Source organism: Accumulibacter sp., from assembly GCF_032229525.1.
Lineage (GTDB): Bacteria > Pseudomonadota > Gammaproteobacteria > Burkholderiales > Rhodocyclaceae > Accumulibacter.
In genome coordinates, this window is sequence record NZ_JAVTWB010000104.1 from 1 (window position 1) to 12,560 (window position 12,560).

The following is a 12,560-nucleotide window of genomic DNA, read 5'->3' on the forward strand; positions in this document are numbered from 1 at the left end:
CTGACGAAAACAAGGATCTCCCGAGTGATGCCATCGCCGCGCTGGAACGCGGCAGCAAGATCGACGCCATCAAGTGCGTCCGGGTCGCCCGTGGTGTCGGTCTCAAGGAGGCGAAGGAGATCGTCGAGCAATTCCTTGACCGAAGTCCGCGGCTGAAGGGGCGCATGGCTTCAGCAAATGCGGAAAGCGCCAGGGGGTTTTGGGGCTGGTCGATTTTGGCGGCGATCGTTGCCGTAGCGGTGTATTACCTGTTTGGCGTCAAGCCTTGAGGACCCCCGCCGGGGCAGGCCGCGATGCGCTCCAGGCACCGATGGCGTCACGTCTGGGTTCGCCACTCGAGCCGACAGTCAGCGCCGGTTTGCCGGGTCATCAAAGCGGATGATGTTTCGCCCTGCCTGCTTGGCCTCGTACATCGCTGCATCAGCCCAGTTGACGATCTCGTCCTGGCTGGCTTGGTGATCGATGAACAAGGCCACGCCAATGCTCGCCGAACAATGGTGTTCGACCCTTGTTTCGGCTTCTCCCTCGCGCTGCATGGTCAGTCTGTACGGCTTCGACAGGCTCGTACGCATCTTTTCGGCGATGACGCCCGCGCTTGATGCGGACTGTGAGCGATCGACATCGAGCTTGCTGATGATGACCACGAATTCATCACCACCGAAGCGCGCCACGGTGTCCATCTCGCGGACGCAGCTTTTCAATCGATTCGCCGCCTCGATCAGCAGCAGGTCACCTGTGACATGCCCGCGCTCGTCGTTCAGCGGCTTGAAGTTGTCGAGATCGACAAACATCACTGCGCCGTAGCAAGCGGTGCGGGCGCTGCTTGCCATGGTCTGGCGCAAGCGGTCGTTGAGCAGGCGACGGTTGGGCAGGGCGGTGAGCGGATCATAGAACGCCAGTTGGCGCACCTCGTCTTCCTCGTGCTTGCGCTTGGTGATGTCCCTGCTGACCCCGTAGTAGCCGGTAATCGCACCCTGCGCGTCCCGCTCGGGGCTGGAGAGCACCTCCAGCCATAGCAGGCGGCCGTCCTTGCAGCGTTGCGGCAGCTCGAAGCGGGAAATTCCGGTGTGCTCTCCGCGCCGTTCAGCCTCCTGCCGCTGTCGCTGCTTCTCCCTGACGATCGCCGCCCCTTCTTCGGTCAACACTTCCGTCACGTGGCGACCAACCACCTCTTCGGCTCGGTAGCCGCGCAAGCGCTCATCGGCCGGGCTGATGTAGGTGAAGCGATGGTCACGGTCGAGCCGCCAGATGACGTCGGACACGTTCTCGGTCAGCAGGCGGTAGTGCGCCTCGCTCTCGCGCAGCCGCTCGGCGTCGAGATTCCGTTCGATGGCGATGCTGGCCAGGCGGGCGGATTGTTCGATGATGGCGATGTCGGATTGCGCCGGTGCGTGTGGCTGGCGGTGATAAATGGCAAAGGTACCGAGCACCTGGCCCGACGAGGCGCGAATCGGCTCGGACCAGGACGATCCCAGGCCAGCGCTGGCCGCCAGTTCCCTGGCGGATTTCCAGAAGGGATGGGTCGCGATGTCCTCGACGACGACGCGTTTACCGCTAAAGGCGGCCGCTCCGCAGGAGCCGGCGCTGGCACCTATTTTGATGCCGTCGACGGCAGTGTTGTAGAAGTCGGGCAGGCTGGGTGCGGCACCCGTGACGAGACGTTTGCGCTCGGAATCGAGCAACAAGATGCTGCACAGCATCGCCGGATTGAGTTGCTCGACGCCCAGCACCAGTGCTTCAAGGACGCCGGCGAGCGGTTCCCCACGAGCCAGCAGTTCGAGGATACGGCTGCGGAATTGTTCGAACTGCTCGGCGCGCTTGAGGGATGTGACGTCGGTGTGGGTGATTACCACGCCGCGAGTTGTATCCTGCGCCAGAGGCATGACGGTCATCGTGAACCAGCGCTGCTGCCCAGAGGGGCGGACATAGTCGACGCTGAAGCTGGGCAGGCTGCCGTCCAGAACCGCCCGTATGCCGTTGCGCGCGTGCAGTGCGTGGTCGGCGGAGGCGAAATCGCGGCCGACCTCGAACGAGGCAGGATAATCGACGCCGACGTGTGGCGATGGCTCGGCCGATTCGATGCCGTTCTCCGCCGAAGAAAGCCGCCAGCGTTGGTTGACTGCCTGAATTACCCCGTCGCGGTCGAGCACGGCGATCTCGGCGGCCATCGAATTGAGGATGATGTTCTTGAAGGCTTCGCTTTCCTTCACCGCCGCTTCTCGCTTGCCGAGGGCTGCCAGCAGGCGGTTGAAGCCGCCGATCAGTTCGCCGATTTCGTCCTGGCGAACGATCGGCAGGGGCTGTGGCGTTTGCCCGGCGTCGGACAGGGCGGCGAGTCTTCTCGCGGCATCGACCATTGGTGACAACTGGCGGCTCAGCAACCACCGGGTGGCGCCAGCCGCCAGCACGGAGAGCAGCAGTGTGGCGAGCAGCATGCGCTGCTGCATGGCGCGAATCGGGGCAAATGCTTCGGCAGTCGGCAGAATGGCGACCATGTCCCAACCGGCCACCGGAATACGTTTGGCGGTGGTCAGGATTTCGGTGCCGACGGCACTGACGTAGACGATCGGACCCTCGAAGCCGTCGATAAAGCGGTCGATGGTCGGATTTACCCCTTTCGCGGGGAAGCTTGCCATGACCCGGCTCTGGTCGGTGGCGGTAACGATCAGACGGTGTTGCGGCGCCGCAAGGACATAGCCGCCGGTCCTGCCGTAGCCGCCTCGCAGGTATCGATCCAGGAAATTGGGCAGTTCCAGGTTGACTACGCCACCGAGGGCGCCAATCACCTCGCCTGCGGGATCACGAATCGGCACCGTCATGCCGAAAAGCGGCGCCTTCTGGTCTGGGCCCATCACCGGCCGGCCGATCGTTGCCCTGGTGTGATCGAGGGCGGCAGCGACGGTGTCGATGTCCGCGTAGTTGACACCGAGACGCCCGGAGGCGCGTGGAACCTCGGCAATCGCGGTGCCGTCGCGCCGGTAGGCGGTGACGCCGCCGTTGAACGGTGGTTCCGGGAGCATCAGGCTCTGTTCGAGGAATGCCTGCAGGTTTGCCGGATCGCCAAGCATCGCCGGGGTGACTCCTTCGGCAATCCTCCCCAGCACGTCCATCCGGTCGTTCAACTCATGATCTATTTCGTTGGCCAGCAAGGCAACGGCAGATCGCTGCTGATCGCCCAGGACGCGCTCGATATCTTGGCGCAGCATTCTGCTGACATAAAATTCCAGCGACCAGATGCTGATCAGGAAGATGGCCAGCGTGAACACGGTGATTCTGGTCGTGAGCGACCGCCACAGAGGAGCGTTGAGGTTCATGTGGGCTTCACCGTCGATGCTTCTCCGTGAAGAGCAATCGGCAAAGCTTAATTGATTTTCCGCGCCCCTAGAGGGGATATTTCACAACGGGCATCACGGAGGCCTACCTTTGATCTGCGGCGATTTTTGATTTGCGAACGAGGACGTGGCGGGGCAACTCGAGTGATGTTTCCCACATGGGTTGAATCTGTGTTAATGCGGGCTTGTCAAAACAGCGTGTGAAAAAGGAGACAGGCCACAGCGTGTCAAAATCCGTCCGGAGAACAAGAAAATGCCTGGCCAACACAAGGCTCTCCCGAGCGACGCCATCGCGGCGCTGCGAGACGACGCTACTCGCCTAATTTAACAAGAGCTCTCGGCGCAAGCTTGGCGAATGACCGTGCCGGAAGTGTGGTTGACAGGGCTGAAAGGCGAACAGATACTCGCGGCAAAGTCGCTGAACTTCCGACCCTTTGGGCTTCACGCAGTTTGTGTCCGTCAGGAGAGAACGCATGAAACGTGCTCTGTTTGCCGTCATCGCGGCATCCGTCATTCTCGCCGCCGGTGTCGGCGTCTTCCACAACCGCGGTCTCGGCGATGCCCATGCCCAGAATGTGCCGGCCGCCGTTGCGGCGGCGCCCGGGCATGCGCTTCCCGAGGTTTCGATCGTCGATCAGGACGCGCCCTACCACGAAGCCTGTGCCCGCGAGGGACTGAGCGAGTCGGAGTGCGTCGGGCGACTGATCTGGTTCAAGGCGACTGCCGGTAACGACCGCTTCCACACTTACACCTTCCAGCAACGCATTGGCGTGCTGGTGGACTGGTTCCGCGTTTTGCGCGCCGATCAGCGCGACGACCGCTTCTGGGCCTGGGGAATCATCAACGACCCGTCGTGTTGCAAGCCGGGCGCGCCCGATTGCCCGGCGAAGTCGGCGGAGGAAACCTACGGCTTCGACTGGTGCCCGGGTGATGATGTGCTGCTCAAGTACGTCGGCAAGCCGGGCTACATCGACCCGGCCTGCGGCCTGAAGGATGCGGCCCTGGACGTGGACGATCCGCACAGTCAGGGCGGCAAGGTGGACCAGCGGCACTCGGCCTGCGACCTCAAGTTCGGCACCTCGACCGGCGCCCTGGGGCTGCGCAAGTTCCCCAATCCCCGCTTCGATGCCGCCAAATGGCAGCAACTGAACGGTGGAATGGGCACCTGGGCCGGGTTCGACGGCAAGCTCGCTGCCAAAACAGGCATCGAATCGGATCAGCGGGTGAGCAGGCTGGCCGATGGCTCGGTCGAACCTCCTTTCCTGATCGGCCCTGCCTGTGGCTCCTGTCATATCGCCTTCGACCCGCTCAACCCGCCGGCTGACCCGGCCCACCCCAAGTGGGAGAACATCAAGGGCTTGATCGGCAACCAGTACACCCGGATGTCGGAACTGCTCGGGTCCGGGCTGCCGATCAGCAGCCTCGAATACCAGATGTTCGCGCATGCCCGCCCCGGCGTCACCGACACTTCGGCGATTTCGCACGACCAGGTGAACAACCCGGGCACGATCAACGCTCTGATCAATGTCGCCCAGCGGCCGGTGTTCAAGGGCGAAATGATCACCAAATGGCGCAAGGCCGCCAGCTGCGGCAGCGAGAAGGACGAGGACAAGTGCTGGTGCGAACCCGGCCGCGACGGCAAGTGCTGGCAGAAGAGTACCCGGGAGGACGACACCACGCCGGTCAATCTCGGTGGCCAGAAGGTGGTGTTGCCTGGCGTTCATCACATCCTGAAGGGTGGCGAAGACTCGACCGGGGCACTCGAAGCGATCCAGCGGGTGTACTTCAATATCGGTTCGTGTTCCGAGCAGTGCTGGGTCAATCACCTCACCGACATGCGGCAGGTGGACCCGGAGCAGCGCGGCTTCGGGCAGACTTCGTTCAACGTCGGCCAGTGCCGGCGCGATTGCCCGAACTTCCGGGCGATCGAAGATCGGCTGCAGAACGTGCTCGATTTCTTTGCCTCCGCCGAGTCCGATCAGGCCGACCTCCAGGTTGCGCGGGCCAAGGTCCGCAAGGCCGGGAAGCCTTACAGCCGGGCTGAGTTCGTCGCCGACCTGGAAGCCGAGTTCGGTCAGGGTGCCGTCGGCCGTGGACAGACGGTGTTCGCCGAGAACTGCGCCCGCTGTCATTCGAGCATTCCGGAAAGCGAAGGTGGCGCGTTCAAGAACCGTGACTTCGCTGCCGCCAACGAGCAGCACCCGCGCAAGGTCAGGGCCGACTTCATGGGCAACGATCAGGCGACGCCGGTCACCGAGGTCGGTACCTTCCGCTGCCGCTCGCTGCACTCCAACCACAAGGTCGGCAACCTGTACATGGAATATGCATCGGACAGCTTGCGCCAGCGGGCGATCGTGGCGGACATTCCGGAGCGGGACGAACTCAAGGATGGCGGCCGTGGCTACATGCGCAACGTCTCGTTGGTGAATGTCTGGGCGACGGCGCCGTTCATGCACAACAACGCCATCGGGCCTGAAATCTGCGGCAAGCCGGCCAACAAGGAAAACGACTTCCACCGCGCGCGCTATGTGGACAGCAGCGGCAAGCTGCTCGACCAGCAGCCGGCGTGCCTGCGTTACGATCCTACCGTCGAGGGTCGCTTCGAGCTCTACAAGCTGTCGATGTTCGAGCTGCTGCACCCGAAGGAAAGAGGCGTCAAGCGGACGCTGACCAACGCGGACCTGTTGATCGACGTCGGCGTCCGGCCGCTCGACGGCAAGACCGAGAAGCCGCTGTTCGGCTTTGGTCAGGTGAAGATCCCGGCTGGCACCAGCGCTGGTTTCCTCAACGGCCTGATGCACAAGCAGTTGGTGGGCGATATGTTCCTCGCCAAGCGTCACCCGGAAAGGCTGGAGGCGGCGGGCAAGGCGACCCTGGTGCCGACGCTGCAGGCGATGGCCGACGAGATCCTCAAGAATCCCGGACGTTTCGTCGACATCCTGCGTGAGCGCCGCGATTTCATCAGCGCCAACTACGAGACCTGCACCCAGGAAATCGAGAACGAGGGCCACCGCTTCGGCGAGGACCTCTCCGAGGCAGACAAGAAGGCGCTCACCGCCTTCCTCGCCACGCTCTAAGGAAACGGGAGATCACATCATGGGACTGCCGCACACCTCGACTCTGCGCACCGGCCTGCTTGTGCTCGCCACGCTTGCCCTGGCGTCATGCAGCAAGCCGGAACCTCCGAACATCAGTTTCGCCCCCTACGCCAAGGATTACCGGTCGAAGGTGGACCTCGCCCAAGTCGACTACAAGTACCCGATTGCGCCGGCGGAGCTGGCGAAGGTCACGCCGGACTACCTGGCCACGCTCGACGAGGAGCAGATCGATCAGATCTACGCGCGTCTCACCGCCGGCCCGATTCCCGACGGTGCTTTCAAGGGTCGCATCCTGCTGCCTCGGGGCAGCAGCGGCAAATACCGGCTGTCCGAGATCGTCGGTGGTTTCGCCGGCACCGCTTTGCACCTCAAGGGACTGGTCATGGAGGAGGCGGGCGAATTCCTCTGGCATGGCAAGGTCTTCTTCCGCAACGAGGGCGTGCTGCGCAACCGCATCGAAGATCTGTCGCTGCTCAAGAAGCTCGGCCTGGTCGAAGGCGAGCCGAAGAAGATGAGCTACGGCGGCAAGGAAACCTGGCTGCTGTTCCCGGCCAAACTCTACTGCGGCCAGAGCCTGTTCGACTCGCGGCGCGAATCGATCATCATCGACTACTTCTTCACCGATGAGATCGCCGGCTACCAGGAAAAACCGGACTTCCTCGCCGGCCGCCGCGGTCTGAAAGTGCGCGACGAGATCCGCATGATCCGTCCCGGTTTCTACCTTGGCCGAGCCTACCTGGATCGCGGCTTTGCGCTCAACTTCACGCTTTACGACAAAACCACCGACGAGAAGGCGCGCGAGAATTTCGTGAAAACCGGGACGGTTCAGGAAGACTGCTGGCCGGGTACCCAGAAGCGCACCGTCGTCGCCGCTGCCAAGCCCTGATCGCCGCAAGGCCTGTGCATGGAAGCCCACGATGAGCCGGCGCAACACCTTGCTGCTGCTCCTTCTGGCGGCCGCAAACGTGTCCGTGCTCCCGGTTCTGGCGGCTGAAGTCTCCGCGCCGGTACCGGTTGTCGATCCGGCAGCCCCCGGCGAGGATCTCCCGAGCCGCGGCCGCTCGCTGTTCGACCAGCTGTTCGCCGTCAGTCGCGGCGGGCGGGCGGAGATCGACTTGCCCTTTCCTTTCGCAGCGCTGCTGGCCCGAGTCGATGCCCAGTTGCAGCGCGACCCGGCCAGCCCCTTGCCGGCCGCCAAGCGAGTGCTGATTCCGCTCGGCCGTTCCTTGCAGCGCACGGCGGCCGCACCGGACTACTTTGCCTACCCGCGGGTGGTGGTTGCCGTCGACAGCCCGCCCGCCGCAGCGGATGCGCTGCTGCTCAAGGACCGCCTCTACATCGGCTACCAGGAGCAGTCGGCGGTGCTCGAAGTCATCAGCTACAACGAAACTGCCGCTCGCTTCGAGTTTCAGCTGGTCAAGGACTACCGCTCCGGCGGGCAGCCGCGGGTGGTCTACGCCAATCGCAACATCTGCTTCGCCTGCCACCAGAACGGTTCGCCGATCTTTTCGCGCGCCCTGTGGGACGAAACCAATGCCAATCCCAAGGTCTCCGCACAACTGCTGGCCACTGGCCAGCACTTCTACGGCATTGCCGCCGACCGTGGCGTTGATGTTCCCTACGCCATCGATCTCGCCAGCGAACGCGCCAACGGTTTCGCCCTCAGCCAGCGTCTGTGGCGGGAAGGCTGCGGCGGCAGCGACGCCGTCGCTCGACGCTGCCGCGCCGGCCTGTTCACCGCCGCCTTGCGCCATGCGCTCTCCGCTGGCCAGTCATGGCTGCCCGACGCAGGCTTCGAGCAGGCCGTCGCGGGCCCCTTGCGTGCCGAGGCACGCCGCCGCTGGCCCGGTGGCCTGGCTGCCGGCAATCCCGACATTCCCAACCGTAATCCCTTGCAGGGAGTGGCCAGTTGGCCGGCCGACAGCGCCGCAAGGATGGCCTTCGCGAACGTGCCGGCGCGCTTCGACCCGCTCTTGCCCAGGCCGATGCGAGAGGTCTGGCAGGCCGACGCCCCGGATGCGCTCCGGCAACTGATTATGGGCCTGGCCGAATTCGTCGCCGCGCCGGACCGGCTGCGTCTGGACCACGCCCTGGCGCGGGGGCAAGCCCCATCGCCGCGCACCGCCTTGCAGCTGAAAGCGCCTTGCCGCATCGATGACCTTCCTGCCGCATCGCGCTGGTCGCTGCGTTGCACGGGCCCGGAGGGAATGCTACTGGCGGGGACGCTGTCGGTGCAGGCCGGCAGGCCGACGGGCGGCCGCCTGACGCGTTTGACGCTGCCTGGCGGCACGGCATTGAATGGCCTGGATCTGAAGCTCGACGGCAAGGCGACGTCGAGCGCGGTGACGCTGCTGCCGCGCGCCGGCGACCAAGCAGTGCGCACGGCCGAGGGCAACGCCGTCGGGACGATCGAGATCCGCCGCACGGCAGCTGGCGATAGCCAGGGCGGGGCGGGCAAAGTGACCGACGACGGCGAGGCAACGGTGGAAATCCGCCAGGATTTTGCCACCGCGCAGCAGGCGGTCGACCGCCTGCTCGCCGGGCCACAGGCGGCAAGCCTCTTCGGGCCAAACCCGTTGCCGCGCGAACAGCTCTTCGCGGCGCTGTTCGCCGCACTCGGCGCGCCCGCTGCGACGCGCTGTTGCCAGGCCGCGGGTGCCTTGCCGCCGCCGCAACTGGAGGTCCCCACAGCGGTGCCGGGGCAGGCGCCGACGGCAGGGTCCGGCGAGCGGATGCTGGCGAGTTTTCAGCCCTACTGTGCCGCCTGCCACCAGACCGCCGAGACTTTCCCGCCAAATTTCCTGCAGGGCAGTCCGACCGAGGTCAGCGCCCGGCTGCGCCACTGCGCGCCTCGGCTCTATGTTCGTCTGGCGATGGCCGACGTGTCGCCGGCGCAGAGAGCGAAGACACCGATGCCGCCGGAAAGCATGTTGCCGGCTTTTGCCACCGATGTTGCAGGCTGGTCGGGCAGCCCGGTACGCGCCGCTTTGCTCGCGCAAGTCGCACAATGGCTGCGCGCCGAGACCGGCCAGGCGCCGCATCTCGAAACGATGCTGGCGGCCGGCTACGAGGCCCTGCGGCCTTGCCTGCCGCCGCGCTGAAGCACTGGACAAGGGGAGCACCGCATGGACGAACCGCAACAAGCAGCACCAAATCCCTGGAAGCGGCGCTTCCTGATCCTGTTCATCGTCGTCGTCGGGCTGCCGGCGCTGGCCGCCGTCTGGCTGTTCCAGCGCTTCGCTAGCGACGTCCCGGTGGACTACGACAGCCCGACCGAACATTTCAAATACGGCTCGACCGGCGGCGAGCACGAAATGGGCTTCCCCTACTGGATCTGGCAGGTGCTGCCCGACATTTGCCCACAGTACCTGCCGGGCAAGGGCTACCGCTCGCTGGGCATGGTTTTCGAGCAGAACGCCGACGGCAGCGACAGGGACGTTCCTGTCGGCACCTCGAAGCGGCGCTACCAGGGCATTGACCGGGTATTCGTCAATTGCGCCGTCTGTCACACCAGCACCGTGCGCACCGCCGCCGACCAGCCGCCGAAGATCGTCCTCGGCATGCCCGCAGCCACTTTCAACATGAAGGGCTTCGAGGAGTTCTTCTTCCGTTGTGCCGCGGATCCGAAGTTTTCCCAGGAATTCATCCTGCCGGAGATCGAGCGCCACGGTGGCAATCTCGACCTGCTCGACCGCTACCTGGTCTATCCGGTGGCCATCGCCATCATGCGCGATCGCGTGCTGGCCCTCGCCGGACGCTTCGATTGGGTCTTCAAGCAGCATGAATGGGGCCCGGGACGGGTCGACACCTTCAACTCGGCGAAGGTCATCTTCAATTTCCCGATGGCGCATCTCGACCCCGCCGAATTCGACGCGCCGGCCGATTTTCCCTCGCTGTGGCGGCAACGCCAGCGCCGTGAGCCGCACGAAATGCAGTTGCACTGGGACGGCAACAACACCACCGTCGAGGAACGCAACAAGAGCGCCGCCTTCGGCACCGGCACGACACCACCGACGATCGATATCGGCCGCATCGCCCGCGTCGAGGACTGGATCATGGATGTCGCCCCGCCCGCCTTCAGCCAGTTTTTCCCGGTCGACGCCGAACTGGCGAGTCGCGGTGCACCGATCTACGCGGCCTATTGCGCCAACTGCCACGGCGCCTCGGGCAGCGACTTCAGCGGCGAACTGGTGGGCAAGGTGACGCCGCTGGCCGAGATCGGCACCGACCGGCGGCGGCTTGATTCATACACCTACACCCTGGCGGTTAACCAGGCGACGCTGTATGCCGGCTACCCGTGGCGGTTCACCCATTTCCGCAAGACCTTCGGCTACGCCAACATGCCCCTCGACGGCCTCTGGCTGCGCGCCCCCTACCTGCACAACGGTTCGGTGCCCAGCCTGCGCGACCTGCTCGAGCCGGCAACCGCGCGGCCGAGCACCTTCTATCGCGGAAACGATGTCTATGATCCGGTCAAGGTCGGTTTCGTCTCCGATTTGCCGGAGGGCAACGGCCACAAGTTCTTCCTGCTCGATACCGCGCTGCCGGGCAACGACAACGCTGGCCACGAAGGCCAGGCCTACGGCACCGAGTTGAGTCCCGCCGACAAGACCGCGCTGGTCGAATTCCTGAAGACTTTCTGAGGACCCGACGATGAGCATGCGCTCCTGCAGAAACTGGTTCAGAGTGATCGGCGTGTTGCTGATCGTCACCGCAGGCGTCGGCGGGTGGATCGCCTGGGACCGCGGCTTCCGCGAGCATCCGCAGCCGGACTGGGTGACCGCCGATTTCGAGACGCGCTTCAAGTACGGCTCGATCGGCGCCGAACACGACGCCGGCATTCCCTACTGGATCTTCTACGTGTTGCCGCGGGTCTTTCCGGAAAAGCTGACCCAGGACGGCAAGGTCTTGCCCGGTGGCTACGCGTCGCTGGGCGTCCCCTGGGAGCAGGGGCAGGAATTGCCGGCGGGCTTCACCAAGAAGACCATCGGTTTTCCACGCGTGGCCAACAACTGCGCCGTCTGCCACACCACCAGCTATCGTGAATCGCCGGATTCCAACCCGGTCTTCGTCGTCGGCGGGCCGGGCAATACCACCAACGTCGAGGCCTTTTTCCGCTATCTGATCGACTGCGCCAAGGACCCGCGTTTCAACGCCGACATCCTGATGGCCGAGATCAATCGCGTCACCGATCTCGACGTCATTGACCAGCTGCTCTACCGCTTCTTCATCATCCCGATCACCAAGAAACGCCTGCTCGAACGCGAACAGCAGTTCGCCTGGATCTACCGCCCGGACTTCCCCGACTGGGGTCGCGGCCGCGACGACGCCATGAACCTGACCAAGTACTTCATGATTGGCGCCCCGATGGACGATACCTTCGGCCCGACCGACATGCCGTCGGTATGGAACCTGAAGAAATACGTCTGGGACAAGGGCCACCGCATGAACTACGCCGGTGACAGCAGCGACGCCTATTCGGTGATCATGGACTCCGCCCTCGGCCTGCTCGGCGCCGCGCCGGCCGACAAGAAGGACTTCGTCGAGCAGGTGCAGTGGCTACACAGCTACCTTTCCGAACTGCCGCCACCGAAATACCCCTTCGCCATCGACACCGCCAAGGCGGTCGCCGGCAAAGCCCTGTTCGATACCAGCTGTGCCAGTTGTCACGCCAGCGAACTCACCGGTCGGCCGCTACCGCTGGCCGAAGTCGGCAGCGACCGCGGCCGCCTCGATTCCTGGAACAAGGGCGCCGCGATCAAGGCCAACCAGGTGGTCAAGGAAATGGGCCTGGAACGCAAGGGGCTGGTCGAGGAAGACCTGATCGGCTACGTCGCTCCCTTCCTCGACGGCATCTGGCTGAAAGCGCCGTACCTGCACAACGGCTCGGTACCGACCCTGCGCGACCTGCTCGAACCGGCGGCGCAGCGACCGGTGGTGTTCTGGCGCGGCTACGACGTCTACGACCAGGTGCGCGTCGGGTTCGTTAGCGATACGCCGGCAGCGCAGCGCGTTGGGACGAAGCTCGATACCAGCAGAAAGGCTGGCAGCAACCGGGGGCACGAGTTCGGCACCAGCCTGTCGGCGGGCGACAAGGACGCGCTGGTCGAGTATCTGAAGACGCTTTGAG

General features: G+C 64.5%; 7 protein-coding genes. 6 read left to right on the plus strand and 1 reads right to left on the minus strand.

Going from position 1 to position 12,560, the window contains the following annotated elements; translation table 11 throughout:
* On the plus strand, positions 1-269 hold a 269-nt coding region (locus RUW20_RS06515; RefSeq protein WP_313951391.1), incomplete at its 5' end, for a ribosomal protein L7/L12.
* Positions 270-347: 78 nt separating this feature from the next.
* Here RUW20_RS06515 and RUW20_RS06520 read toward each other — a convergent pair.
* A complete protein-coding gene (locus RUW20_RS06520) occupies positions 348-3,314 on the minus strand; it encodes a diguanylate cyclase domain-containing protein (RefSeq protein WP_313951392.1) in 2,967 nt (988 codons plus the stop codon).
* Positions 3,315-3,805: 491 nt separating this feature from the next.
* Between RUW20_RS06520 and RUW20_RS06525 the strand changes: the two genes are divergently transcribed.
* From RUW20_RS06525 to RUW20_RS06545, 5 genes are read left to right on the plus strand one after another with little or no spacing between them, the layout of a single operon-like run.
* On the plus strand, positions 3,806-6,409 hold the full coding sequence (locus tag RUW20_RS06525; RefSeq protein WP_313951393.1) for a cytochrome c: 2,604 nt from the start codon (positions 3,806-3,808) through the stop codon (positions 6,407-6,409).
* Between the two features lie 19 nt (positions 6,410-6,428).
* Complete coding sequence (locus RUW20_RS06530) at positions 6,429-7,316, plus strand: hypothetical protein (protein ID WP_313951394.1); 888 nt, start codon at positions 6,429-6,431, stop codon at positions 7,314-7,316.
* Positions 7,317-7,347: 31 nt separating this feature from the next.
* A complete protein-coding gene (locus tag RUW20_RS06535) occupies positions 7,348-9,531 on the plus strand; it encodes a hypothetical protein (protein WP_313951395.1) in 2,184 nt (727 codons plus the stop codon).
* 24 nt (positions 9,532-9,555) lie between these two features.
* Positions 9,556-11,073: a cytochrome c gene (locus RUW20_RS06540; RefSeq protein WP_313951396.1), complete on the plus strand. Its 1,518-nt coding sequence runs from the start codon at positions 9,556-9,558 to the stop codon at positions 11,071-11,073.
* Positions 11,074-11,083: 10 nt separating this feature from the next.
* Complete coding sequence (locus RUW20_RS06545) at positions 11,084-12,559, plus strand: c-type cytochrome (protein WP_313951397.1); 1,476 nt, start codon at positions 11,084-11,086, stop codon at positions 12,557-12,559.
* The last annotated feature ends 1 nt before the right edge of the window (position 12,560 follow it).

What these genes read in the sequence shown, in the direction of transcription:
- RUW20_RS06535 (WP_313951395.1), top strand. Translation starts at nt 7,348, where the DNA reads ATGAGCCGGCGCAACACCTTGCTGCTGCTCCTTCTGGCGGCCGCAAAC.
- RUW20_RS06540 (WP_313951396.1), top strand. Translation starts at nt 9,556, where the DNA reads ATGGACGAACCGCAACAAGCAGCACCAAATCCCTGGAAGCGGCGCTTC.
- RUW20_RS06530 (WP_313951394.1), top strand. Translation starts at nt 6,429, where the DNA reads ATGGGACTGCCGCACACCTCGACTCTGCGCACCGGCCTGCTTGTGCTC.
- RUW20_RS06520 (WP_313951392.1), bottom strand. Translation starts at nt 3,314, where the DNA reads ATGAACCTCAACGCTCCTCTGTGGCGGTCGCTCACGACCAGAATCACC.
- RUW20_RS06525 (WP_313951393.1), top strand. Translation starts at nt 3,806, where the DNA reads ATGAAACGTGCTCTGTTTGCCGTCATCGCGGCATCCGTCATTCTCGCC.
- RUW20_RS06545 (WP_313951397.1), top strand. Translation starts at nt 11,084, where the DNA reads ATGAGCATGCGCTCCTGCAGAAACTGGTTCAGAGTGATCGGCGTGTTG.